A 23,406-nucleotide genomic window follows, 5' to 3' on the forward strand; every position below is an offset into this window, starting at 1 on the left:
GTAGGGAGCGCGATCCCGTCGACACGACGCGCTGAGAGACAGTCCGTCATGGCCGCGATTTCGGACATCTCGATCGACTAGAGCGCCTCCCCAACGTCCGGATCGACGTGACCGGATGAATGGCCCGCTGGCTCTGACCCGTCGGCTCACATCAAAATGGCGTGGCGAAGGATCGGCTTTCTCTCCCCTCGCTTTTGCGCCGTTCTTCTTCCGCGGCGATGGCGGCATCGAGAGGGGTTCGGTCGGTTTGTCCGGAGAAGTTGGCGCGGCTCGGCATGGCCTCGGCGAAGTGTAGATACCGCTCCTGTGCCACGTCGTAGAGCCGCCGGAGCTCGGGCAGCGGGTCGGGGTGATCGTCCGCGCGCAGGTCGAGCCACGGGAAATCCTCGGTCCGGTGAATGCGCAGCGCGGCCGACTGCTTGCCGCGCTTGTCTCCGCCCGCGGCTTCTCCGGCCTCCATGGCGGTCATCAACCGTACGGCGAAGGGCAGGTCCGGGTTCGCGTCGTAAGCGGCGAGGGTCTGCCGGATGACGTCCTCGCCCGCCAGCATGTTCCCGGCGACCGACACGCCGTCGCCGGCAAGGTGACCGCACCAGTCGACGCAGTCCGCGCCCGTGTGAGCCGCGATGCGCCCCGAGGCGTCGATCATGTGCGCCTGCCGCTGGGCCTGACCTCGGTCTCGCGAGACGAGATCGGCGAGGACGTCGGACGGTGCTTCGCCTTGTGCCATGCGCTCGGCAGCTTCGATCCCCCAGAGCGGGTTGACGAAGGCCTGCGTGGCAACGGCGCATTTTCCGCCCCGGATATGCGGAACGAGGGCGCCGGCGGCGAAGAACCGGGATGCGACGGCAACGCCAAGCTGGCCGGTCGGCTGATCAAGAGCGACGATCGAGTAGGTCATGTCGCCCTCCCTTATCGTCCGACCGCATAGGCCTGCATGAGGCGCGGCGTTGCCCCCGCCCGCACCATGCCTTCCTTCGACCGGGAGGCCGCGGTGAGGCGTCCCACCGTCCAGGCATCGGCGACCTCGATATCGTGACCCCGGTCGCGCAGATCCTCGATGACGTCGTCGCCGAAGGACCGCTCCAGCATGAGGTGTCCGGGCCGCGTCCCTCGCGGGTAGAACGACGCCTGGAAGTGCCCGGTGTGGAAGAGAGGGCAGTCGATCGCTTCCTGCAGGTTCAGGTCCCCATGAACCAGTCGTAGGAGTTGGATCAACTGCCACTGGTCCTGCTGATCGCCCCCCGGTGTGCCGAAGGCGTGCTGCGTGCCGTCCGGCGCCTCGGCCATGGAGGGCGAGAGCGTCGTGCGCGGCCGCCGCCCCGGGGCGAGCGACGTCGGCAACCCTTCATCGAGCCAGAACATCTGCGCGCGCGAATTGAGCGGCATCCCGAGGCCGGGCACGACCGGCGAGGACTGCAGCCAGCCGCCCGAGGGCGTCGCGGAGACAGAGTTGCCCCACTGGTCGATCACGTCGATATGGACCGTGTCGCCTCGCCGCTCGGTGAGGTGGGCCATGGTCGGTTCCCCGGCACCGACACCGGGCCCGGTCGCGTGTTTCGCGGCGGCCCGTGCGATCGCCGCATCGGCCCACTTCTCGAAACCCTCGATCCGTCCCGGGCGCTGATCGAGCGAAGCTGTAGGTCCGATGAGGTCACGGCGACCTTCCGCGTAGTCACGCGACAGCAGCGTATCGACCGGAATGTCGGTGTGGGCGGGGTCGCCGTAGTAAGCCTCCCGATCGGCGAAGGACAGCTTCATCGTCTCGGTGACCTTATGGACGAAGTCCGCGCCGTTCGGATCCATCGACGCGATGCCGCTTCCCTCCAGCGTTCGGAGGGACTGCAGGAGGGTCGGCCCCTGGCTCCAGATACCGGCCTTCCAGACCGTCCAGCCGTGGTAGTCGACGCTGAGCGGGTCCTCGTAGGTCGCTTCCCAGGAGGCAAGGTCCTGACCGCTGAGCACGCCTTTCCGGTGCCCCCCTTCGGCGTCCATCACGCACGCATCGCGCATCCAGGTGTCGATGGCCTCAGCAATGAACCCTTCGCGGAAGGTGCGCCGCGCCGCCTCGATCTGCGCCTCGCGGCCACTCGCGGTTTCCGCTTCGGCGAGCAGTCGCTCCCACGTGTCGGCGAGGGCTGGGTTTCTGAACAGGCTGTTTGCCTCGGGGGCCGCACCGTTGGGGAGCCACGTCTCATGGGATGTCGGCCATTCGTCGCGGAAGAAGTCGGCGAGGCCCGCGATGGTGGCGGCGACGCGCGGCAAGATCGGGTGGCCGTGGCGCGCATAGTAGATGGTGGGCTCCAACACCTCTCGCAGCGGCAGTCGACCGTGATCGCGCAGCATCAGCATCCAGGCGTCGAATGCACCGGGGATGACGGTCGCCAGCAGCCCCGATCCCGGGATCACGTCGAGACCTTCCGAGCGGTAGTGTTCGATGGTTGCCCCGGCGGGCGCCACGCCCTGCCCGCAGATGACGCGCGGGGCGTCTTCGCCTGCGAGCCGGATCAGGGCGGGCATGTCCCCGAGCGGGCCGTTCAGATGCGGCTCGACCACGTGCAGCACGAAGCCCATCCCGGCGGCGGCGTCGAACGCCGAACCGCCCTGTTCGAGAAGTTTCATGCCCACGGCAGACGCGATCCAGTGGGTCGAGGCGCAGACTCCGAATGTGCCTCTGATCTCCGGTCGAGTGGTGAAGGTCATGGGACGTCCTGTTCTAGGTGTCGCGGGGGTCGAGCGCGTCGCGCAGCCCGTCCCCCAGAAGGTTGAAGCCGAGCACGACGAGGAAGATCGCAATGCCGGGGTAGAGCGCCATCCACGGCGCCTGTTCGAGGAAGTTCTTGGCGATGTTCAGCATCGAGCCCCAGGACGGGGCCGGCGGCTGCTGACCCAGCCCCAGGAAACTGAGCGAAGCTTCCGCGATGATGGCCGTCGCGATCGTCAGCGTCGCCTGGATGAGGATGGGCGGGAAAATGTTCGGCAGGATGTAGCGCCAGATCAGCGCGACATGTCCCACGCCCACCGCGCGGGCGCTTTCCACGTAGTCCTCCGTCATCACCGACATGGTCTGGCCGCGCGACAGGCGAATGAAGATCGGCATCGCCGACACGCCGATGGCGATCATGGCATTCGTCAGCGACGGTCCCAGAAATGCGGCCAGGGCAATCGCCAGGATCAGGAAGGGCGCGGCGAGCAGGGCTTCGGTGACACGGCTGATTACCGCGTCGGTCCAGCCCCGGCAGTAGCCTGCGAGAACACCCAGGGGAACGCCCAGCGCAACGGCGATGAGGACGGAGACCACCCCCGCCAGCAGGGAGGCCTGCGCCCCCCAGATCATCCGCGACAGCACATCGCGGCCGATCTCGTCCGTGCCGAACGGGTGCTCGGCGCTTGGCGCCTTGCGGACGGCGGACCAGTCGGTCTCCGCCGGTCCCGGCACGGGCAGAACCGGCGCCAAAAGCGCGACGGTCACGAAGAAGAAGACGATGATCCCACCCAGCAGGGCAGACGGGCTCTTGCGGAACTTCGCCCAGGCCCGGCTCCGCCGCTTTGGAAGGACAGGGTCCGACGCGGCGGATGGGGGATCGGCGACGGCGGTCATGCGTCCCTCATGCGCGGGTTGAGAACGCGGTAGGCAGCGTCCGCGAGAATGTTCATGAAGATGAAGGCGATGCCGGTGCACAGCACGATGCCCTGCACGACGGCGTAATCGCGGTTGAAGACCGCATCGACCACCAGCTTTCCGAAGCCCGGGATGGTGAAGATCTGCTCTGTCAGGACGGCCCCTGCGAGAAGCTCGCCGAACAAGAGCGTGGTCACCGTGACGACCGGCACCAGCGCGTTGCGAAGGGCGTGCTTCACGAGAACGGTCCGCTCCCGCAGCCCCTTCGCCCGCGCGGTCCGCACGTAATCCGACTGCAGCACGCTCAACATGGCGGAGCGGGTGTGCCGCATCAGCGTCGCGGCAATCGCGGTGCCCAGCACGAAGGCAGGCATCAACATAGTCCGGATCGATTGCAGGGGATCTTCGGAGAGTGGCTGATACCCGGAGGCCGGAAGCCATCCCAGTTGCACCGACACCAGCAGGATCAGCATGATCCCCAGCCAGAAATTCGGAACCGATAGCCCCGACAACGCGATCAGGTTGGCGAGCCAGTCGATCCAGGTCCCCTTCTTGTAAGCCGAAATCACGCCCGCCGGGATCCCGATGGCCATGGCGATGATCAGGGCCATCACCGCGAGCTGAATGGTGACGGGCAGCTTCTCACCAATCAGCTCCAGCACGGGCTGATTGGTGCGCAGGGATATCCCCAGATCACCGCGCAGCGCGTTGCCCGCCCAGGCGACATACTGGACGGGAATCGGGTCGTTCAGCCGGTACTTCTCCCGCAACGCCTCGATAAGCTCCGGGTCACGCTCCTCACCCGCCATGACGAGCACGGGGTCGCCCGGCAGCAGTTTCTGCAGGGAGAACACGAAAATCGAGATCAGGACGATCGTCGGGATCGCGATCAGAAAGCGGCGGACCAGAAAGCCAAGCATGTCCGGATCTCCTGATGGGGCCCGGCCAGGCGGCCGGGCCGGAAACTCGATCAGTTCTGGCTGACGCCATGCAGACGGATCATCCCGTCGGGATAGGCCTGAAAGCCGGACACGCTGTCATCCAGCGCCCAGATCCAGACCGGGTGGTAGAGATAGATGACCGGCATGTCCGTCTGCTGCAGGGCGATGGCCGCGTTGTAGCTTTCCCGGCGCACCGCGGGATCGGTCGAAAGACGCGCCTCGTTGAGGAACGTGTCCATGTCCGGGTTCGAATAGTGCGAGTCGTTGATCCCGCCGCCGGTGGTCATGAACTGGTGGATGTTCCCGTCCGGGTCGACACGGCCCGACCAGCCGATCTGGCTCGCCGTGTAATCGCCCGCGGACTGGTCGGCGAGGAGCGTCGCGAACTCCTTGGCGGCCAGCTCGATGGTGATCCCGGCCTCGGCGGCCATGGCCTGAATGACCTGCATCACCTGGGTCTGCACGGGGTTGTTGGCGACCTGAACCTCTATGGTGACGCCGCCTTCGAAACCTGCTTCAGCGAGGAGGGACATGGCGGCCTCCACGTCTCGCTCCGGAACCGGGAACTCCGCATTGTACCAGGGCGACGCGGGCGAGAACGGCTGGTTGCCCGGCGCGAACGCCCCCTCGAAGACCACCTGGTTCAGCGCGGCCCGGTCGATCGCCAGCGACAGGGCCTGCCGGACGAGGTTCGACTGGCCGAGCGGGTTTTCGGCCCGCTCGCCATTGGCGACGTTGATGGTCATGCCTTGGTAGCCGAGCGAGGTGGCCCGCTCGAGCTGCAGCCCGTCGTCGCCCTCCACGGACGATACGTCGGTTGCAGCGAGACGCTCCAGCATATCGAGGTCGCCCGCACGCAGGTTGGCCAGACGCACGGTCGTGTCCGGGATCGGAAGGAAGGTCACCGTGTCGAAGTTGATCTCGTCGGCACGGTAGTAGTCGGCGAACTTCTCAAGGACGATGCGATCCTGCTGAATGCGCTCGACAAAGCTGAAGGGACCGGCACAGACCGGTGCGAGACCGAAATCCTCGCCCGCAGCCTCGAACGCGGTCGGGGAGAGCATCATGCCGGACCGGTCGGCGAACTGGGCGATCAGCGTTGCGTCCGGCGCCGACAGCGTCATCCTGATCGTGAACTCGTCCACGACCTCCCAGCTTTCGATCGAGGCGACCTCCGACTTGCGGCGCGAGGTCTCGAGGTTCTTGGACCGGTCTATGTTCGCCGCGACGGCCTCAGCATTGAAGGGCGTGCCGTCGTGGAAGACGACATCGTCGCGCAGCGTCATGGTGAGTTCGGTGCCGTCGGCGTTCCACTCCCACCCGGTGGCCAGCGCCGGCACGATCTCCAGATCGGGCGTGATGTCCACCAGCTTGTCGCAGAGCGAGGCGTAGACGATACGGCCCACGAAGGTCCGGGACTGATCGGGGTCGAGGATGTCAGGGTCCTCCTGCAGCCCGATCCTGAAGTCCTGCGCGTGCGCCAGACCGGTGCAAAGCGTCAGAAGCGCTGCGGTTGTCAGTATTCTACCGATACGCATGAGGTCTTCCTCCTAGCTGGGTGATCCTTCCGCGGGTGATCCGGTGGCGGCACGTGCCGCGCCGTAGATTTCAAAGCGCCGCGCGGCCGCAGGACTGCGGCGGACGGCGTCGGGTTGAATGCCTTTCAGGGCGAGATCGCCGATGAAGTGGCAGGCTGCGACCCGGCCGTTGCCCATGTCTCGCAAGGCCGGTTCGTCGGTCCGGCATTTCGGCGCAGTGTAGGGGCAGCGTGTGTGGAACCGGCAGCCCGATGGCGGCGCGATCGGATTTGGCGGATCGCCGTCGACGGCCACGCGCGCCTTGCGCGCCCCGACCGAGGGGATCGGAATGGCCTCCAGCAGCGCCTCGGTATAGGGGTGAGCCGGGGCTTCGAACAGCGCGTCCGTCGGCCCGACCTCGACAATCTTGCCGAGATACATGACGGCGACGCGGTCGGACATGTGCCTGATGACTGCGAGGTCGTGGGCGATGACGATCAGCGTCAGGCCGAACTCGTCCTTCAGATCTTCGAGGATGTTGATGACCTGCGCTTGGATGGAGACGTCTAGGGCGCTGACGGGTTCGTCGCCGATCAGCACCTTCGGACGGGTCACGAGCGCACGCGCGATCCCGATGCGCTGACGTTGGCCGCCCGAGAATTCGTGCGGGTAGCGGTCCGCGTGCTCGGGTCGCAGGCCGACGCGGGTCAGTATTCGGGCGACGTCCGCGCGGCGCTCGTCAGCCGTGCCGATCCCGTGCGTGCGCAACGGTTCCTCGATCAGGGCCCCGACCGTCATCCGCGGGTTCAGCGATGAAAACGGATCCTGAAAAATGAACTGGAGCTCTGCACGCAGGTTGCGGAGCTCCTTGTCGGAGAGCGCGCCGATGTCCTGCCCCCGGTAGCTCACCTGGCCTTCGCTGGGTTCGATCAGGCGCACCAGAAGACGGGCGAGCGTGGATTTCCCGCAGCCCGACTCGCCGACAATCGCAAAGGTTTCGCCTTCACCGACGGCGATGTCGACGCCATCGACGGCCCGTACGACCGTGGGCTCTCCGAAGATCGGCTTCCTAGTGATGAAGTGTCGCTTGAGCGCGTGTGCCTGAAGGATGCTCGTCGTCATGCGAAGCGCGCCTCCTTCTCGGGTACCGCATCTTCGAGCGGCGCCCGCCAGCAGGAGACATGGTGTCCCCGCGAGACCTCCGTGGGCGCTGGAGCTGTTGCGCAGTCGGCTTGGACGAGCGGGCAGCGCGCCGCAAATCGACAGCCCGCCGGCATGTCCATCGGGCTCGGCACGCTTCCCGGTATCGTCACGAGCCGGTCCCGCCCGCCCCCAAGCGAGGGCATCGAACTCATGAGGCCGAGCGTGTAGGGGTGCTGCGGATCGTCGAAGATCTGGGAGGCGCTGCCGGCCTCGACGATCCGTCCGGCATACATCACAGCCACCTTGTCCGCCATTTCGGCCACGACGCCGAGATCATGGGTGATCATGATGAGTGCCGCGTCGCTCTCCTTGGACAGCCCGCGCATCAGCTCGAGGATCTGCGCCTGGATCGTCACATCGAGCGCGGTCGTCGGTTCGTCCGCGATCAGCAGTGAGGGTTCGTTGGCAAGTGCCATGGCGATCATGGCCCGTTGACGCATGCCGCCCGACAACTGGTGGGGATACTCCCTCAACCGCTTTTCCGCGGCCGGGATCCGCACGCGCTCCAACATCTCCAGCGCACGCGCGTTGGCGGCCTCCAGGCTCACGCCCTGATGCTCGCGCACGGCCTCGGCAATCTGATCGCCAATCCTGAGTGCGGGGTTGAGAGAGGACATCGGCTCCTGAAAGATCATCGCCATGCGGCCGCCGCGGATCTGCCGGAGGCTTTCAGCGGGCATCGAGAAGAGATCCTCGCCCTGAAAATGCGCCGTGCCGTTCGTGCGTCTGAGCACCGGTGTCGACAGCAGGCCCATCAGCGCGAGCGCCGTCAGGCTCTTCCCACAGCCCGATTCACCAACGATGCAAAGCGTTTCGCCCGGATTGAGGGCGAACGAGACATTGTCGACAAGGGGCTCGGGGGCTCCGGCGATCTGGATTTCGAGGTTCTCGACCTCCAGAAGCGGTACCCCGAGATCCCTCATTCGTCCAGGGTCCTTATGGATGTTCTGAGGTTGTCAGACAGCGCTTCAAGATGCGCTCGCATCGCGTCGAACGCAGCCGCACCATCCCGCCGTTCGATCGCATCGACGATCTTTCGATGCTGGGTTTCGTAGAGCGCCATCGTCTCGGGCGTGCGGGCCCGGTGACGCTGTTCCTGCCAGTCGGCGCCCATGCGCACTTCGTCGAGAAGCGCGAAGGCCGTCAGCATTACGCGGTTTCCCGCGATCCTCGCGATCGCCCGGTGCAGCGCACCGTCCCAGAGCTCGGCGGTGTCCGCATCCATGGGATGTGATGCGCGTTGAGCCAGCTTTCGAAGACGTTGAACATCCTCTCCCGTGGCCCGCAATGCGCAGAGCTCCGCGAGTGCGGGTTCGATGCAGACCCGCGCCTCCATGACGACGAGAGGGTCGGCATCCGGCGCGATCTCGGCCGCAAGCGCCCCCGTCGGGTCCGGCGGCTGCCCGGCAAAGGTTCCCTTGCCCTGCTTTCGCCAGATCAGGCCCTCGGCCTCCAGCGTATCGAGCACTCGCCGCACCGTCCGTCGCCCGCACCCCAGCTCTGCCGCGAGTTCGCGCTCTGTGGGCAGGCGGCCGTCGGCGGGAAGCTTCCCGGTCTCGATCATCTGCCGGATCGCAGACACCGCCGCGGCCGCGCTTTCGGAGTTTTCCGGTGCGTAGTTCAACTCGATCGCCACCCAACAAGCCGAGACATTGTTCGATTGGTATCGTACCAATCAAACATTGGTCCGCGGCCGGGAGTCAAGCTGTTGATCAGATCTTCGGTCCCGCCGGGCTGGAGGACGGACGGCATATGATCGGCGCGTGGTTCGAAGCTGCGCGGATCGGACTGCACCGGGGCGAGCGGCGCAAGGAGAAGATTCGGCAAGCCTTGCAGCACAACCGGCAGGTCCGCGAGGCTCAGGCGGGCGACGCCATCTCGGATCTGGTCGAGGTGCCAAAGCGTCGTCGCCATGTCAGCCCAGGCCAGTGACGCGAGGCACAGGAGACGCGCCTCACAGAGCGGGGCTATGCCGTCACCCGAAAACAGGGGGCTATTTCGCGGCGCGCCGGAGATCTGGAGAAGAACAAAGCCGGAGAGGCGAGGTCAGGGGTTAAGGCGCTGGACCGCCCACTCGCCCACGCTCAGGGCCGGGCGGGTCCAGCGGAAGCGGTCGTGGAGGCGGAACTGGCCGTCGGCCCAGAATTCGATCTCCACCGGGTGGATGCGGATACCGCCCCAGTGCGGCGGGCGGTCGGGGTTGGGACCCTTCTCCAGCCCCATCGCCGCGACCTTGGTCATCAGCGAGGCGCGGGACGACAGCGGCCGCGACTGGTCCGAGGCCCAGGCGCCGATCCGGCTTTGCAACGCGCGGGATCGGTAGTAGGCATCCGCCTTCTCGCCCTCCTCCCGCTCGGTCAGGCCGCGGACGCGGATCTGGCGGCGCAGGCTCTTCCAGTGCAAGCAGAAGGCGGCCTTGCCGGCACCCGCGATCTCCTGCCCCTTCGCGCTTTCATAGTTGGTGTAGAAGACGAAAGCGTCGTCCTCGATCTCCTTCAACAGCACCATGCGCACGTTCGGCAGGCCATCCGCATCGACGGTGGCCAGAGCGATGGCATTCGCGTCCTCGGGCTCGGTTCCTTCCGCCTCGGCCAGCCAGTGGCGGGCGAGCACGAAGGGATCGGAGCCTGCGAAGATGCCCGTGCGTGCCGTCTCCTCCCCCATGAAATTCCCCTTTGAAACCGCGTCCATGACGCTAGGACATTTCCTTGAAGCGCCGTTTTTTCTGACGTAAAGCGGTGCAACCACAAGAACAAGAGCGGAGCCCCCCGATGAGCGACATGTCCGGACTCATGGCTGGGAAACGCGGGCTCATCATGGGTCTCGCCAACGACAAGTCCATTGCCTGGGGTGTCGCACGTGCGCTGCACGATGCGGGCGCCGAGATGGCCTTCACCTACCAGGGCGAGGCGCTCGGCAAGCGGGTGAAGCCGTTGGCGGAATTGCTGGGCTCCGACATCGTCCTGCCCTGCGACGTGAGTGACGAGGCGAGCATGGACGCGGTCTTTGCCGAGCTGAAGGACCGCTGGGGCAGCCTCGATTTCGTGGTCCACGCCATCGGCTTCTCCGACAAGAACGAGCTGCGCGGGCGCTATGTCGACACCACGCCCGCGAACTTCCGCATGACGATGGACATCTCCGTCTATTCCTTCACCGCCGTGATGCAGCGGGCGGAGAAGATGATGAACGAGGGCGCCTCGGCACTGACACTCACCTATTACGGGGCCGAGAAGGTCATGCCGCATTACAACGTGATGGGCGTGGCGAAGGCCGGGCTGGAGGCGTCGGTGAAGTACCTCGCCATGGACCTCGGGCCGAAGGGGATCCGGGTTAATGCGCTCAGCGCCGGGCCGATCAAGACGCTCGCGGCCTCGGGCATCGGCGATTTCCGCTACATCCTGAAGTGGAACGAGCTCAACTCCCCGCTGCGGCGCAACGTGACCACGATGGATGTGGGCAAGTCGGCGCTCTACCTGCTCAGCGACCTGTCGTCGGGCGTGACCGGCGAGAACCACCATGTCGACAGCGGCTACCACGTCGTGGGCATGAAGGCGGAGGACGCGCCCGATATCGACGTCACCGTCGGGCGCAAGCCCGCGGCGGAGTGAGCGGATGGGCGCGGACAGCCTGATCGCCTTCAACCTCGCGCTTCTCGCCGCCGTCATCGCCCCGGGCCCTGCCCTGCTGCTGGCCATGCGCGCCGGGCTGACCGGCGGATGGCGCGCGGGGTTCGAGACGGGGCTGGGTCTCGCCACCATGGCCGCCCTCTGGACGCTGGCAGCGCTGCTGGGGCTCGATGCGCTCTTCACACTGTTCCCATGGGCCTATACGGGGATGAAGACGGCGGGGGCCATCTACCTCATCTGGCTCGCCTGGAACATCTGGCGCAGCGCGGGCGCCCCGGTCGAGGCGGCCGAGGCGCGGCGCACCCGGCCGTTCCTGCGCGGCTTTCTCGTCAATATCGGTAATCCGAAATCGGTGCTCTTCGCAGGCGCGGTCCTGGTGGTGATCTTCCCCCCCGACCTGCCGCTGGCCACGAGCCTTGCCATCGCCGCCAATCACCTGGCGCTGGAGGTCGCGTTCTACGCCCTCCTCGCCCTCGCCATGAGCCGCCCCGCCGTGGGTGGCGCCTATCTTAGAGCCAAGCGCTCGCTCGACCGGGTGACCTCCGTCATCCTCGGCGCGCTGGGGCTCCGGCTGCTTCTGGAGCGTTGAGCATGGACAAGCTTCCGCACGAAAAGGGGTTCCACATCTCCTGGGACCAGATCCACCGGGACAGCCGGGCGCTGGCCTGGCGGTTGGAGAATGACGGGCCGGGCGCGAGCGGGTCGTGGCGGGCGGTCGTCGCCATCACGCGCGGCGGCATGGCGCCCGCGATGATCGTGGCGCGGGAGCTCGACATCCGCACTGTCGACACGATCAGCGTGAAGTCCTACTCGCACCAGACCCAGGCCGAAGCGCAGGTCCTCAAGGCCCCCGATGCGGAGCTCATGGGCGATGGCGAGGGCGTGCTGATCGTCGATGACCTCGTGGACAGCGGCAAGACCCTCGAACTGGTCCGCCAGATGTACCCCAAGGCCCATTTCGCGACGGTCTATGCCAAGCCCAAGGGCCGCCCCATGGTCGATACCTTCATCACCGAGGTGAGCCAGGACACCTGGATCTTCTTCCCGTGGGATATGGCGCTGCAATATGTCGAGCCGTATCGGGGGACCGACTGATGTTCCAGGACCTGCTGAAGATGCTGCGCGGCGAGCTGCCGCCCGAGCCCATCACCGGCGACGACTCGCAGATCGCCATCGCCGCCCTCATGGTCCGCGTCGCCCGCGCCGATGACAGCTATGACGGCGTCGAGCGGGACATGATCGAGGACGTGCTCACCCACCACTACGACATGACCCCGGAGGAGGCGACGGAGATGCGCCTCCACGCCGAGAAGGTCGAGGCCGAGGCCGCCGACACCGTCCGCTTCACCCGCGTGCTCAAGGAAGCCGTTCCTTACGAGGAGCGCGATGCGATTGCCGAGGCGCTGTGGCGCGTCGCCCTCGCCGACAACGATCGGAGCGAGGATGAGAACGCCCTGCTGCGCACGGTAGTCGGTCTGCTCGGCATTTCCGACCGCGACAGCGGCCTCGCCCGTCAGCGCGCGGAGCAGTCGTTGCAGAACTGACATAATTACGCAGCGTCACTTCGAGGCTGTCCTTACGTCATTATGGCGAAAATGCGAATAGTCCTGCGAAGTTTGCCGAAAATTTGAACAACTTCGGGGATGGGCGATGCGTATAGTATTGGCTTTGACAGCACTCTCGGCTGCCTTGGCGATCACCGCAACTCAGGCACAGACCGTCAAGATCGGTGTCCTGACTTCGCATGAGAGCGAAGTCGCGCCGATCTCGATCTCCTTCCACGACGGTCTCGCCGACTACGTGACGCTCGCCAATGTCCGCGACGGCGGCGTGGACGGGGTCGATGTCGAGGTTGTGTCGTGCGAGACGCGCTACACGCTCGAGGGACACATGCAGTGCTATCAGGAGCTGGCGGCGCAGGGCGCCGTCGTCGCCATCCCCTCCTCGACCGAGGGGGCCTACGCGCTCAACCGCATGGCCTTCCAGGTCGGCGTGCCGGTGATGAATGGCGGGCTCGGCCAGACGGCGGTGGCCGATGGCGAGGCGTTTCCGAACTCCTTCGCCTTTCCGGCCAACTACTACCAGGCCGCCTCCGCGATGATCGAGCATTTCGAGGCGGAGCTCGGCGGGCTCGAGGGGCGGCGCATCGCCTATGTCTACCACGACAGCCTCTTCGGACAGGAGGCGATCCCGCTGCTGCAGGGGATCGCGCAGCGGGAGGGGTTCACCCTCGACCTGCATCCCGTGGCCCCTCCGGGTGACGACCAGCGGGCCGTCTGGGGTGCGATCGCGCAAAGCCAGCCGGATCGGGTGATCCTGTGGACCGTGGGCCGGATGACCGCGGTCAGCATCGGCACGGCGGCCGCTGTCCAGTATCCGCGCGAGCAGATGATGGGCATCTGGTGGACGACACTGGAGCTGATGATGCGCCAGATCGGCCCCGCCGCGGACGGCATGCGCGCGATGTCCATGTCCGGCGTCGGCCACGACGTCGCCGCCTACAACGACCTGAACGAGATGGTCTATTTCGGCGGGCTCGGCCACGGCACGATGAACAATATCGGCGATATCGACTATAACCGCGGGCTGACCGCCGGGCTCTACCTCGTCGAGGCGGCGAAGGCCGGGATGGCGTTCGCCGAAGGCGGCCGCCTGACCGGCGAGGCGATGCGCCGGGGGCTGGAGACGCTGGATCTGACGGCGGAGGAGATCGAGGCGAAGGGCTTCGGCACCCTCGCCCCGCCCCTCAACATGTCCTGTGGCAACCATTCCGGCGGCGGGCTCCTGCAGGTCATCGAGTACGACGCCCAGTTCCGCCGGTGGGAGAACTACGGCGATTACGTCGCCGCCGACGACGCGGTGGTGGATGCGGCGATCGCGGCGGCCTCCGGCGTCTTCACCCAGCAGACGGGCCTGCCGCGACGAAGCTGCAATGCCCCTTCCTGATGTGATCGAGTGACCGAAGCGCCGCCCTTTGCTGGGCGGCGCTTTGCATTTCGGCGGTCAGGTCAGCAGGCTCCAACCCAGCCAGCCGATCAGCACCACCAGCGCCGCGCCCACGACATGCGCCAGGCGACCGCGCAACAACCGCTCCACCCGCGGCCCGAGCCAGACGGCCAGGAGCGCGAGCCCAAAATAGCGGATGCCTCGGGACAGCGCGACGGCGGCGAGGAAAGGGATTAGGTGCGTCTGCGCCGCTCCCGCCCCCAGCGTCGCGATCTGGAACGGCACCGGTGTCACCGACAAAAGGAAGATCACGGCGAAGGCCCCGTCCTCGCCCAGCCGCCGCCGCATCTCCTCCAGCTCCGCCTCGAAGCCCAGCCAGGCGAGAAGCGGTTGGACCACAGGCTCGTAGAGCAGCAGCGCCAGCCCGTAGAACACCAGCGCGCCGAGGATGCAGCCGGCCCAGATCGCCGCCGCGACCCGCAGCGCGTGGCGCGGATGGGCGAACATCAGCGGGGCGACCAGCACCTCCAGCGGCACGGGCACGACGGTGCTTTCCAGAAACGAGGCGAGGGCGAGCTTGCGCCGCCCCGCCCCCTCCGCAGTCAACGCCGCAGTCCATTGCCTCACCCTGCCCATGGGAGGGAAACCCGGCCCGGGCGGTGTCGTTCCACCCGGGCCCGGTCTTATTGCGAGACGATCTCCGGTCCCATCACCAGCGTTGGCAGGAAGGTCGAGAGCGCCGGGATATAGGTCACCATGATCAGGAAGATGAAGAGCACGCCGAGGAACGGCAGCGCCGCCTTCACCACGCCCATCATCGGCATCCGCGCCACCCCGGAGGTCACGAAGAGGTTCAGCCCGACGGGCGGCGTGATCATCCCGATCTCCATGTTCACCACCATGATGATGCCGAGGTGGATCGGGTCGATGCCCAACGCGATGGCGATCGGGAAGACCAGCGGGGCAACGATGATCAGGAGGCCCGACGGCTCCATGAACTGGCCGCCGATCAGCAGGATCACGTTGACCATGATGAGGAACGTCACGGGGCCGAGGCCCAGCTCCAGCATCGAGTTCGCAATGTGCTGCGGGATCTGCTCGTCGGTCAGCACGTGCTTCAGGATCAGCGCGTTGGCGATGATGAACATCAGCGTGACCGTCAGCTTGCCTGCGTCGAAGAGCACCGCGCGCGTGTCCCGGTGCACCAGTGCCGTGACCAGCGTCCAGGGGGCGGACAGGAACGGCCGGGGCCGCCCCGTGGGTGCGTCGAGCACGTCGACGGCCGCCGCCGAGAGGCTCCGCGCCTCCGGCTGCGGCTTCAGCGGGCCCATGTCGCGATAGACGAAGCACGCCACGATGAAGGCGTAGACCGAGGCGACGGCCGCCGCTTCCGTCGGGGTGAAGATCGCGCCCGTGATGCCCGGAATGCCGTAGATCCCGATCATGATGATGGCGATCAGCATCAGCCCCCAGAACGCGTCCTTGAAGCTCGCCCAGATCTCACCCCAGCCCTGCCACTCGCCCTTGGGCATGTCGCGGATGCGGGCCATGACGTAGATCGCGATCATCAGCATTAGCCCGGCGAGCAGGCCAGGGATCACGCCGGCGAGGAACATGCGGCCCACCGACACGTCGGTGGCGGAGGCATAGACCACCATCACGATCGAGGGCGGGATCAGGATGCCGAGCGTGCCCGCGTTACAGATGACGCCCGCCGCGAACTCCTTGGTGTAGCCCACCTTGCGCATCGCCGCGATCACGATGGTCCCGATGGCGACCACCGTGGCGGGTGAAGAGCCTGAGAGGGCGGCGAAGATCATGCAGGCGAAGACCCCCGCGATGGCGAGCCCGCCGCGCAGGTGCCCCACGCAGGCGATGGAGAACCGGATGATCCGCCGCGCCACCCCGCCCGTCGACATGAAGGATGACGCGAGGATGAAGAACGGGATCGCCAGCAGCGTGTAGTGCCCCGCCATCGCCTGGAACAGCGACTGCGCGATGGAGGCGAGCGACGTGTCGCTGAGCACCAGCAGGAACAGGATCGACGAAAAGCCGAGTGCGATGGCGATCGGCACGCCGATCAGCAGCAGGGCGACGACGCAGATGAACAGGACGGCGACTTCCATCAGCGACGCTCCTCTTTCGCGAGGGTGTTGGCGGCGTCTTCCACCGCCTCCTCGGCCTCATGGCTCACGATCAGGCTGTCCTGCGTGCCGCGCACGATCCGCGCCGTCGCCTGGATCAGGCGGAACAGCAGCAGCGCGCAGCCGAAGGGCAGGATGAAATAGGGAATGACGCGAGGCAGCTTCTCGAACGGTGGATCGCCCTCGATCAGCAGCCAAGCCTCGATGAAGCGCAGCGATTCCAGCATCGGCACATATTGCGTCTCGTACCAGCCGTTCTCGCGCGTGTTCTCGTTGAAGCCCGTGGGGAACCAGCGTCCCGTGGTCTGGTCGAGATTGGCGAAGGGCGCCCAGTAGTCCCACGCCCCCTTCATCAGGAGCGCGGCGTAGGCGAGGCACACGGCAGCAGCCACCAGCGCCATGATCCGGCGCGGGCGCGAGGGCAGCCGCGCGGTGATCGCGTCCACGCCCAGATGCGCCGTGATCTTCACCGCGTAGCTCATGCCGAAGAGCACCAGCCAGGCGAAGAGATAGGTCGTGACCTCCAGCCCCCAGAGAAGCCCGGTGCCGAAGCCGTAGCGCAGCACCACGTTGGCGAAGGTGATGGCGGTCATGAGCGCGAGCAGGAGCGCGATCATGTTCTCCTCGAAGGCGCTGACGAAGCGGGTGAACGCGCTTCCCTGCGCGGCGTGTCGCGTGGCCGTGCTCATGGCCGATCCTCCACGGGTGGTGTTATGGGTGCGGGCGGCCCGCGAAAGAGGCCGCCCGATCGTCCGCCGGGGTCCGGCTTACATCGAGGCGTTGATCGCCTGGGCGGCGTCGATGTTCTCCTGCCCCACATCGTCGACGAACTCGTCCCAGACCGGGCGCATCGCGTCGACCCAGGCCTGGCGCTGCTCCGGCGTCAGCTCGCGGATGGTCCCACCCGCGTCGAGGATCGCCTGGCGGTTCTCCTGGTTCACGGTGAACGACTCGGCGTTCCGCGTCTCCGTCACCTCGGCGAGGATCGTGGCGAGCTGGTCGCGCACCTCGGGCTCCAGGCCCTGCCACCACTCGTCGGAGGTCACGACGAGGTAGTCGATGATGCCGTGGTTGGTCTCGGTGATGCCGTCCTGCACTTCGAAGAACTTCTGGCCGTAGATGTTGGACCACGTGTTCTCCTGCCCGTCGACGACGCCGGTCTGCAGCGCGCCGTAGACCTCGGAGAAGGCCATCGGCTGCGGGCTCGCACCCATCGCTTCCATCTGCGCGACCAGCACGTCGGAGGCCTGCACGCGGAACTTGAGACCGGCGGCATCCGTCGGCTCGATCAGCGGCACGTTGGCCGACATCTGCTTCATGCCGTTATGCCAGTAGGCGAGGCCCAGAAGGCCGCGGCGCGTCATGCTCTGCATCATCTCCTGGCCGGTCTCGGAGGCCTGGAAGGCGTCCACGGCCTCGATGTTCTCGAACATGAACGGCAGGTCGAAGATGCGGAAGACGCGGGTGAACTGCTCGAACTTCGACAGCGAGGGTGCCGCCATCTGGACGTCGCCCTGCAGCATCGCCTCCAGCACCTGATCGTCGTTGTAGAGCTGGGAGGACGGGTAGACCTCCATGCAGGCGGTGCCGTCCATTTCGGCGTTCACGCGCTCGGCGAGCAGCGACGCGGCGATCCCCTTGGGGTGGCGGTCGGTGTTGGTGACGTGGCTGAACTTGATGACGATCTCGCCGTCGTCGCAATCGGCCAGTGCGGGCAGTGCGGTCATGGTGGTCGCCGCGATGACCGCGGCAGTGGTCAGGAACTTCATGGTTTCCTCCCGGTCAGTGTTGTGCGCACGGCGGTTCGCCGCGCCCCCTCGCGCCACTTCAGGTGTCTGAAGCAACTGATCGGATCGGAGCGCGCGGACCCTGTCCGGGTCAACGAAGCGTCAAGGGGATTGCGGCAAAAAAGTGGTGGGATGCACGCGGATGTTACCAAGTTTACCCATCCGGTGACAAAACCGTGGGGGGATTTGGTTACACATCGGGACGATCAGCGGTTGCGGGGGCGATCTGCTCTCGCTCCAGCCCGTGGCGCTGCATCTTCTCGTAGAGCGTCTTGCGCGAGATGCCGAGCGCCTCGTAGGTCGCCTTCATGTTGCCCGCTTGCGCTGCGAGCTCGGCAGCAATCGCAGCCTTTTCAAAGCGTTCCATGCGTTCGGGCAGCGTGGCCGCGTGATCCGGCACGTCGCGGGAGAAGACGTCGAGCCCCAGCACGAACCGGTCCGCGGCGTTGCGCAGCTCGCGCACATTGCCCGGCCAGTCCCGCGCGGCGAGGTCCTTGAGCAGCTCCGGCTCCACCGCCGGGGCCGCCCGACGGTGGCGCAGGGCCGCCTGGTTGACGAGGTGCTGGAACAGGCGCGGCACGTCCTCCATCCGTGCAGCGAGTGGCGGCATGTCGAGGGCGACGACGGCGAGGCGGTAGTAGAGATCCTTGCGGAAAGATCCCGCCTCCACCCGCGCCTCCAGATCCGCCTTGGACGAGGCGACGAACCGGACATCGAGCGGCACGCTTTCGTGGGAACCGAGGCGCGTCACCGAGCGCTCCTCGATCACCCGCAGCAGCTTCGCCTGCAGCGGCAGCGACAGCGCGTCGATCTCGTCGAGGAAAACGGTGCCGCCCCGCGCATGCTCGAACTTGCCGTAGCGCGCGCGGTGCGCTCCGGGAAAGGCGCCCGCCTCGTGCCCGAAGAGCTCGCTCTCGATCAGCGTTTCCGGCAGCGCGGCCATGTTGATCGCAACGAAAGGCTTGTCGGCGCGGTCCGACAGGAAGTGGATGGCGCGCGCGGCGAGTTCCTTGCCCGTGCCCGTCTCGCCGCGCAGCAGGACGTCCGCCGGGCTCGCCGCGATGGTGCGCAGCCGGTGACGCAGCTCGACCATGACTGGAGCCCGGCCGACCAGCGTCGATTCCACCCGGTCGCGGCTCTCGAGCTCGGCGCGCAGCGCCCGGTTCTCCAGCGCGAGCCGCCGCACGGTGACGGCGCGGGCCACCGCCTCCGTCAGCCGCGCCGTCTCGAACGGCTTCTCGATGAAGTCCTGCGCCCCCGCCTGCATCGCCTGCACCGCGAGCGGAACGTCGCCATGCCCCGTGATCAGGATCACCGGCAGCTCCGCATCCATGTCGCGCACCTGCCCGAGGAAGGTGAGGCCATCCATGCGCGGCATCTTGATGTCGCTGACCAAGATGCCCGGAAAGTCCGGCGCGATCAGGTCGAGCGCGCGGGTCGGCGTGGCACAGGTCACGACGTCATAGCCCTTCAGCTCCAGGCTCTGCGCGATCGCCGTGCGCACATCGGCTTCGTCGTCGAGCAGGACGACGCGGATATCGGTCATGAGGGCACTCCGATGGCAGGGGGTCGCGATGGCCTCACTCCGCCGCCTCCAGCGCCGAGCGGGCGGGGGCGCCGCGGCCGAGCGTGACGACGAGGCGCGCGCCGCGCCCCTCGACCGCTTCGGCCTCGATGCGGCCATTGAAATCGCGCACGATATTGTAGGAGATCGACAGGCCCAGCCCTACGCCGCGGCCCACATCCTTGGTGGTGAAGAATGGATCGAAGATGCGCTCGCGGAGCTCCTCGGGCACGCCGGGGCCGTTGTCCTCGACCGTGATGCGCACTGTGCTCTCGCTAGGCTCGACCCCGATCCGGATCGCGGCATCCACCCGCCCCTCCGTGGCGTCGAGCGCGTTGCCGATGAGGTTCATCAGGACATGCTGCAGCCGGATCGCGCCCGCGCGCACCGTCAACTCCGGCGTCAGCCCCACCACCTCAGGCACCACGTCGGCGCGGGCGAGGCGGGCGTCCATCAGTTCCAGCGCCTCCTCGAAGACGCTGGCGAGCACCACGTCCTCCATCCCCTCCGCCGGCTTGCGGGCGAAGTTCGACAGGCGGCGGGAGAGCTGCGCCATCCGCGCCGTCAGCCGCATGATCCGGGCGAGGTTCTCGCGCGCGCGATCCTCCCGCCCCTGCTCGACGAAGGCATCCGCGTTCTCGGCATAGGAGCGGATCGCGGTGAGCGGCTGGTTGAATTCATGGCTGAGGGCGGTGGACATCTGGCCGAGCACGGCGAGCTTGCCCGCCTGCACGAGGTCCGCCTGCGCCTGCCGCAGCTCGTCCTCCGCCGCCGCCCGCTCCCGCACCTCCTGCGCCAGCCGGTCGTTGGCGGCACTGAGCGCCGCGGTGCGAGTCGCCACCTTCTGTTCCAGCAGCCGCCCCTCCCGCTCCCGCGCCACGAGCCGGTCGATCAGCAGGCGGCGGCGCGCGACAACGAGCTGGCCCGCGAGCGTAACAACCGCAGCCACCAGCCCCGAGACGATGACGGCGAGGAAGGCCTGCGCATGCGCCGCCGCCGTCGGCACCAGCATGTGCAGCGTCCAGCCTTCCGTGGCGACGGAGCGGGTGAGGTGCAGGAACTCCTGCTCCGTGCGGTCGGACCGGTCGGGTCGCCCCACCACCAGCTCGCCCCGCGGCGGCGCGAGGTCCGAGAGGCCCGAGACCGGCGTCTGCGCCAGCCCCCGCGCCGGGCCGCCGATCCGCGTGAGCCGCAGCTCCGGGTGGCCGGACAGCACGACGACACCATCGGCATCGGCGACGAAGACCTCGTTGGGGCTGAGCCGCAGCTCCTCCTCGATCCCCGCCACATCGGCGATGACCACGATGGCGCCCGCCACGGTCGTGCCCTGCCGGACCGGAAAGGCGAAGTGATAGCCGCGGCTGCGCGTCTGCTGATCGACCTCGAACCAGCGGCCTAGGCGACCCTCCATCGCCTCCCGGAAATGGGGACGGCCGATCATGGTGCGCCCGATCGTGCTGTCGAGCTCCGTCCAGTCGGAGGCCGCGACGACCCGGCCCGACCGATCGACGAGGTAGCTCTGCTGCGCGCCGGTCGAGGCGGTCCAGTTCTCCAGAAGGGCCGCGGCCCGCTCCGCCTCCTCAACATCGCCGGGGCTCTCCAGCGTGGCGAGCAGTTGCGGATGGCGGGCAAAGACCGAGGGCAGCGCGCGGAACCGTCCGAGCCAGCCGTTGAGGTTCTCCCGGTGCAGCTCGACCGCATTCGCGGCGCGCGCGCCGAGCTGGCCAAGGAAGTAGCGCTCCCCGCCCCAGAATACCGCACCTGCGACAATGATCGCGGCCAGGCCCACGAGGAGCGCCGGGCGCAGGCGGCCATATGACACCATTCCAGTCATCGCCCCGGACCCTAGCCGCCCGCGGGCGCGGGGTCACGCGGGTTCAGGGCTGCTCGATCCGCCAGAGGGTGAAGCGCTGCTCCACGTCGAGATGGCCCGGAACCGCCCGCTCCCCGATCCGCTCGGCCCCACCAAGGCGCCGTGCGAGGGCCGCGCCGTCATCGGGCCAGAAGGCGACGAGCAGCACCGGGCCTGGCGCCGTCGCGAGCGCTCCCACAGTCGGTGCAAGGATCGGCGTCTCCGCGAGGTTTCCCTGCCAGAGGCACGGACGCAGCGGCTCGGTCTGCTGGGCGGCGAGCGCCACCGCGCCCTCCTCCTCCAATGCCAGCAGGATCTCGCTGCAGAAGGCCGGGCGCATCCGATCCGACGCGAACGGATCGGCCGCCGCTGGCAGACCCGCGCCGTAGAGCGCGTAGAGACCCGACACGCCGATAAGACCAATGGCGAAAACTGGAGTCATTGCAGCCGCCCACGCCGCCCGCACCGTCTCGATCCGCGCCGCGGCCACGGGGACCAGCAGGACCAACGCGAGCATCGGGAACAGCATCGTGCCGCGCCCGAGCAGCGCGGCAGCAACCGTGATCCCGATGAGCAGGAGCGCGGCCCGCGCGCGCCACGCGCCGTCCACGGGCCAGAGTGCCCAAAGCACGAGCGGCCCCAATCCGAGTAACGCGAGTGCAACCGCGGAAAGTGGCATCGGAGGCACGGCGGGAGGATCCGTTGCCGCCCACCACAAAGCCAGCGCCAACAGGAGCGGCACCGCTCCAGCCGCCGCGAACACTGCGCCGCGCGGTCGCGGTCCGGCACCGAGAGCCAATAGGATTACCGCAAGCGCCACCACGCCGGCCGGATCCAGCAGCGCCGCGACGCTGCCGGCCGCCCCGGCCAACACCCACGGTCCGGCGCGCATCGGGGCCTTCTTCGTCACCTTCTCCGCCAGCGCCCCATCGGCCAGCCTTGCCATCACGGCGAGCGGCACCGCCGCCGCCAGAGCCATAGGCTCCGCCAGCGCGCCCCAAACAAGCAGCGGCGCGCTGGCCAGCACCGCGAGCCGCCAGCGCCGCGCATCGTCCCACAGGATCAGGAGCAGCAACGCCAGTGCCGCGACGCCCGGTACCCTCAGCGCAAGAAGCGTGTCACCGAAGACCCGAAGCGACAGCGCCGCCACCCCGTCCGCCAGCGGGGCGGGACCGGGGCGCAGGGTCACCGCGCGCTGCCACATCTCCGCCTCCGCCGGGGACAGCGGTACGACGAGCACCCCGATCAGCGGCAGGGCGAGCAGCAGCGGCGCCAGAAGCCAGAGCGCCGGCGGCGGCTCCGGCCGTTTCGCCCGGCGGCGCCGGGTCGTCTTGGTCATGGGGAAGGCTCCGGATCAGGCGGCGCGGCGCAGACCGGCGGCCGCCCGTCCGAAAGCCTCGAAGAGCGGGCGGGAGACCGGATCGGCCGCGGCGTTCCACTCCGGATGCCACTGCACACCCATGGCGAAGCCCGGCGCGCCCTCGATATAGATCGCCTCCGCCGTCCCATCGGGCGCGCGGCCATCGACGACGACGCGGGCGCCTGCCTCTTCGATCCCCTGGCCGTGGAGCGTGTTGGTGAAGACCTCGTCCGCGCCGAAGAGCCGCGCGAACCGCCCGCCGGGGTTCAGCGTCACCCAGTGGCGCAGCTCGAACTTCTCCTCCAGCGTGCCGTCGGGCGGCATGCGGTGGTTCATGCGGCCGGGCAGATCGCGGATCTCGGGATGGAGCGTCGAGCCGAAGGCCACCGCCATCTCCTGGAAACCGCGGCAGAGACCGAGCACCGGCACGCCGCGCGCCACAGCCTCACGGATCAGCGGCAGGACGAGACGATCACGGTCGCGGTCGAAGGCACCATGCGCCTCCGTCTCCTCGTGCCCGTACTCCTCGGGGTGCACGTTGGGCCGCCCACCGGGCAGGATGAAGCCGTTGCAGACCGACAGCGCATCCTCGACCGACACATGCGCCGGGTTCGCCGGCAGCACCACCGGCACCGCGTCGCAGACCTCCGCCACGACGGAGACGTTCATGACGCCCACGGCCTGTGCGGGATACTCGTCGTTGATCAGATGATGGTTGCCGATGATGCCGATGACGGGGCGGGCCATGCTCTCTCCTCACGCTGGCGAGCAAGATAGCCACCGATGTCCGCGCCGTCGAGATGGCGGGACGCAACGGATTGTCACCGATACATCGCCTTATCGC

23 protein-coding genes are annotated in these 23,406 nt (G+C 67.5%); 6 read left to right on the top strand and 17 right to left on the bottom strand.

All coding sequences use genetic code 11. The features are described 5' to 3' along the window. Positions 1 to 151: 151 nt before the first annotated feature. The 8 genes from I0K15_RS01720 to I0K15_RS01755 are packed head-to-tail and all read right to left on the bottom strand — an operon-like array spanning position 152 to position 8,919. Positions 152 to 901 (bottom strand): DUF1028 domain-containing protein, encoded by a 750-nt coding sequence (locus I0K15_RS01720; protein ID WP_196103734.1) that lies wholly within the window; start codon positions 899 to 901, stop codon positions 152 to 154. Between the two features lie 11 nt (positions 902 to 912). Continuing rightward, complete coding sequence (locus tag I0K15_RS01725) at positions 913 to 2,703, bottom strand: gamma-glutamyltransferase family protein (protein WP_196103735.1); 1,791 nt, start codon at positions 2,701 to 2,703, stop codon at positions 913 to 915. A 13-nt stretch (positions 2,704 to 2,716) separates the two neighbouring features. Next, complete coding sequence (locus tag I0K15_RS01730) at positions 2,717 to 3,601, bottom strand: ABC transporter permease (protein WP_196103736.1); 885 nt, start codon at positions 3,599 to 3,601, stop codon at positions 2,717 to 2,719. Further along, on the bottom strand, positions 3,598 to 4,542 hold the full coding sequence (locus tag I0K15_RS01735) for an ABC transporter permease (protein ID WP_196103737.1): 945 nt from the start codon (positions 4,540 to 4,542) through the stop codon (positions 3,598 to 3,600). Before I0K15_RS01735 ends, I0K15_RS01730 begins: the two co-directional genes overlap by 4 nt. Positions 4,543 to 4,592: 50 nt before the next feature. Beyond that, positions 4,593 to 6,101, bottom strand: a complete 1,509-nt coding sequence (locus I0K15_RS01740) for an ABC transporter substrate-binding protein (protein ID WP_196103738.1) — start codon at positions 6,099 to 6,101, stop codon at positions 4,593 to 4,595. Between the two features lie 12 nt (positions 6,102 to 6,113). Then, positions 6,114 to 7,202, bottom strand: coding sequence for an ABC transporter ATP-binding protein (locus I0K15_RS01745; protein WP_196103739.1), 1,089 nt, complete (start codon positions 7,200 to 7,202; stop codon positions 6,114 to 6,116). After that, positions 7,199 to 8,206: an ABC transporter ATP-binding protein gene (locus tag I0K15_RS01750; protein WP_196103740.1), complete on the bottom strand. Its 1,008-nt coding sequence runs from the start codon at positions 8,204 to 8,206 to the stop codon at positions 7,199 to 7,201. The genes I0K15_RS01745 and I0K15_RS01750 overlap by 4 nt, the downstream gene beginning before the upstream one ends. After that, positions 8,203 to 8,919 carry a FadR/GntR family transcriptional regulator gene (locus I0K15_RS01755; RefSeq protein ID WP_230374236.1) on the bottom strand — a complete coding sequence of 239 codons (717 nt, stop codon included), beginning with the start codon at positions 8,917 to 8,919 and terminating at the stop codon, positions 8,203 to 8,205. Before I0K15_RS01755 ends, I0K15_RS01750 begins: the two co-directional genes overlap by 4 nt. Positions 8,920 to 9,035: 116 nt before the next feature. On the opposite strand from I0K15_RS01755, the gene I0K15_RS01760 reads away from it, so the two are divergent. Continuing rightward, positions 9,036 to 9,215 (top strand): hypothetical protein, encoded by a 180-nt coding sequence (locus tag I0K15_RS01760; protein ID WP_196103742.1) that lies wholly within the window; start codon positions 9,036 to 9,038, stop codon positions 9,213 to 9,215. 114 nt (positions 9,216 to 9,329) lie between these two features. Here the strand turns inward: I0K15_RS01760 and pdxH are convergent, their stop codons facing one another. Then, positions 9,330 to 9,947, bottom strand: coding sequence for a pyridoxamine 5'-phosphate oxidase (gene pdxH, locus I0K15_RS01765; RefSeq protein ID WP_196105333.1), 618 nt, complete (start codon positions 9,945 to 9,947; stop codon positions 9,330 to 9,332). A 116-nt stretch (positions 9,948 to 10,063) separates the two neighbouring features. Between pdxH and fabI the strand changes: the two genes are divergently transcribed. The 5 genes from fabI (at position 10,064) to I0K15_RS01790 (ending at position 13,855) form a co-directional block, all read left to right on the top strand. Continuing rightward, positions 10,064 to 10,891: an enoyl-ACP reductase FabI gene (gene fabI / locus I0K15_RS01770; RefSeq protein WP_422394021.1), complete on the top strand. Its 828-nt coding sequence runs from the start codon at positions 10,064 to 10,066 to the stop codon at positions 10,889 to 10,891. A 4-nt stretch (positions 10,892 to 10,895) separates the two neighbouring features. Further along, on the top strand, positions 10,896 to 11,498 hold the full coding sequence (locus tag I0K15_RS01775) for a LysE family translocator (protein ID WP_196103744.1): 603 nt from the start codon (positions 10,896 to 10,898) through the stop codon (positions 11,496 to 11,498). A gap of 2 nt (positions 11,499 to 11,500) precedes the next feature. After that, complete coding sequence (gene gpt, locus I0K15_RS01780; RefSeq protein WP_196103745.1) at positions 11,501 to 12,004, top strand: xanthine phosphoribosyltransferase; 504 nt, start codon at positions 11,501 to 11,503, stop codon at positions 12,002 to 12,004. Beyond that, positions 12,004 to 12,453 (top strand): tellurite resistance TerB family protein, encoded by a 450-nt coding sequence (locus I0K15_RS01785; protein ID WP_196103746.1) that lies wholly within the window; start codon positions 12,004 to 12,006, stop codon positions 12,451 to 12,453. Before gpt ends, I0K15_RS01785 begins: the two co-directional genes overlap by 1 nt. A 118-nt stretch (positions 12,454 to 12,571) precedes the next feature. After that, positions 12,572 to 13,855, top strand: a complete 1,284-nt coding sequence (locus I0K15_RS01790) for an ABC transporter substrate-binding protein (protein WP_196103747.1) — start codon at positions 12,572 to 12,574, stop codon at positions 13,853 to 13,855. 57 nt (positions 13,856 to 13,912) lie between these two features. Here I0K15_RS01790 and I0K15_RS01795 read toward each other — a convergent pair whose 3' ends face one another. The 8 genes from I0K15_RS01795 to I0K15_RS01830 all read right to left on the bottom strand — a co-directional run bounded on the left by I0K15_RS01795 (position 13,913) and on the right by I0K15_RS01830 (position 23,309). Then, positions 13,913 to 14,482 (bottom strand): YqaA family protein, encoded by a 570-nt coding sequence (locus I0K15_RS01795; protein WP_230374237.1) that lies wholly within the window; start codon positions 14,480 to 14,482, stop codon positions 13,913 to 13,915. A gap of 56 nt (positions 14,483 to 14,538) precedes the next feature. Then, complete coding sequence (locus I0K15_RS01800) at positions 14,539 to 15,981, bottom strand: TRAP transporter large permease (RefSeq protein ID WP_196103749.1); 1,443 nt, start codon at positions 15,979 to 15,981, stop codon at positions 14,539 to 14,541. Further along, positions 15,981 to 16,688, bottom strand: a complete 708-nt coding sequence (locus I0K15_RS01805) for a TRAP transporter small permease (RefSeq protein ID WP_196103750.1) — start codon at positions 16,686 to 16,688, stop codon at positions 15,981 to 15,983. The genes I0K15_RS01800 and I0K15_RS01805 overlap by 1 nt, the downstream gene beginning before the upstream one ends. 78 nt (positions 16,689 to 16,766) lie before the next feature. After that, entirely contained in the window at positions 16,767 to 17,768 is a 1,002-nt protein-coding gene (locus I0K15_RS01810; protein WP_196103751.1) for a DctP family TRAP transporter solute-binding subunit, read from the bottom strand. A 208-nt stretch (positions 17,769 to 17,976) separates the two neighbouring features. Further along, positions 17,977 to 19,332 (bottom strand): sigma-54-dependent transcriptional regulator, encoded by a 1,356-nt coding sequence (locus tag I0K15_RS01815; RefSeq protein WP_196103752.1) that lies wholly within the window; start codon positions 19,330 to 19,332, stop codon positions 17,977 to 17,979. Between the two features lie 34 nt (positions 19,333 to 19,366). Then, positions 19,367 to 21,184, bottom strand: coding sequence for a sensor histidine kinase (locus I0K15_RS01820; protein ID WP_196103753.1), 1,818 nt, complete (start codon positions 21,182 to 21,184; stop codon positions 19,367 to 19,369). Positions 21,185 to 21,227: 43 nt separating this feature from the next. Continuing rightward, positions 21,228 to 22,541 carry a hypothetical protein gene (locus I0K15_RS01825; RefSeq protein WP_196103754.1) on the bottom strand — a complete coding sequence of 438 codons (1,314 nt, stop codon included), beginning with the start codon at positions 22,539 to 22,541 and terminating at the stop codon, positions 21,228 to 21,230. Positions 22,542 to 22,556: 15 nt separating this feature from the next. Continuing rightward, positions 22,557 to 23,309: a gamma-glutamyl-gamma-aminobutyrate hydrolase family protein gene (locus tag I0K15_RS01830; protein WP_196103755.1), complete on the bottom strand. Its 753-nt coding sequence runs from the start codon at positions 23,307 to 23,309 to the stop codon at positions 22,557 to 22,559. Positions 23,310 to 23,406: the final 97 nt, after the last annotated feature.

This window comes from Pontivivens ytuae, from assembly GCF_015679265.1.
GTDB lineage: Bacteria > Pseudomonadota > Alphaproteobacteria > Rhodobacterales > Rhodobacteraceae > Pontivivens > Pontivivens ytuae.

Bases quoted from the DNA above. Each gene is read 5' to 3' on its own strand.
- I0K15_RS01740 (WP_196103738.1), bottom strand. From the start codon at position 6,101: ATGCGTATCGGTAGAATACTGACAACCGCAGCGCTTCTGACGCTTTGC.
- I0K15_RS01725 (WP_196103735.1), bottom strand. From the start codon at position 2,703: ATGACCTTCACCACTCGACCGGAGATCAGAGGCACATTCGGAGTCTGC.
- I0K15_RS01815 (WP_196103752.1), bottom strand. From the start codon at position 19,332: ATGACCGATATCCGCGTCGTCCTGCTCGACGACGAAGCCGATGTGCGC.
- fabI (WP_422394021.1), top strand. From the start codon at position 10,064: ATGTCCGGACTCATGGCTGGGAAACGCGGGCTCATCATGGGTCTCGCC.
- pdxH (WP_196105333.1), bottom strand. From the start codon at position 9,947: ATGGGGGAGGAGACGGCACGCACGGGCATCTTCGCAGGCTCCGATCCC.
- I0K15_RS01800 (WP_196103749.1), bottom strand. From the start codon at position 15,981: ATGGAAGTCGCCGTCCTGTTCATCTGCGTCGTCGCCCTGCTGCTGATC.
- I0K15_RS01830 (WP_196103755.1), bottom strand. From the start codon at position 23,309: ATGGCCCGCCCCGTCATCGGCATCATCGGCAACCATCATCTGATCAAC.
- gpt (WP_196103745.1), top strand. From the start codon at position 11,501: ATGGACAAGCTTCCGCACGAAAAGGGGTTCCACATCTCCTGGGACCAG.
- I0K15_RS01730 (WP_196103736.1), bottom strand. From the start codon at position 3,601: ATGACCGCCGTCGCCGATCCCCCATCCGCCGCGTCGGACCCTGTCCTT.
- I0K15_RS01775 (WP_196103744.1), top strand. From the start codon at position 10,896: ATGGGCGCGGACAGCCTGATCGCCTTCAACCTCGCGCTTCTCGCCGCC.
- I0K15_RS01820 (WP_196103753.1), bottom strand. From the start codon at position 21,184: ATGACTGGAATGGTGTCATATGGCCGCCTGCGCCCGGCGCTCCTCGTG.
- I0K15_RS01805 (WP_196103750.1), bottom strand. From the start codon at position 16,688: ATGAGCACGGCCACGCGACACGCCGCGCAGGGAAGCGCGTTCACCCGC.
- I0K15_RS01735 (WP_196103737.1), bottom strand. From the start codon at position 4,542: ATGCTTGGCTTTCTGGTCCGCCGCTTTCTGATCGCGATCCCGACGATC.
- I0K15_RS01785 (WP_196103746.1), top strand. From the start codon at position 12,004: ATGTTCCAGGACCTGCTGAAGATGCTGCGCGGCGAGCTGCCGCCCGAG.
- I0K15_RS01750 (WP_196103740.1), bottom strand. From the start codon at position 8,206: ATGAGGGATCTCGGGGTACCGCTTCTGGAGGTCGAGAACCTCGAAATC.
- I0K15_RS01825 (WP_196103754.1), bottom strand. From the start codon at position 22,541: ATGACCAAGACGACCCGGCGCCGCCGGGCGAAACGGCCGGAGCCGCCG.
- I0K15_RS01760 (WP_196103742.1), top strand. From the start codon at position 9,036: ATGATCGGCGCGTGGTTCGAAGCTGCGCGGATCGGACTGCACCGGGGC.
- I0K15_RS01720 (WP_196103734.1), bottom strand. From the start codon at position 901: ATGACCTACTCGATCGTCGCTCTTGATCAGCCGACCGGCCAGCTTGGC.
- I0K15_RS01745 (WP_196103739.1), bottom strand. From the start codon at position 7,202: ATGACGACGAGCATCCTTCAGGCACACGCGCTCAAGCGACACTTCATC.
- I0K15_RS01810 (WP_196103751.1), bottom strand. From the start codon at position 17,768: ATGAAGTTCCTGACCACTGCCGCGGTCATCGCGGCGACCACCATGACC.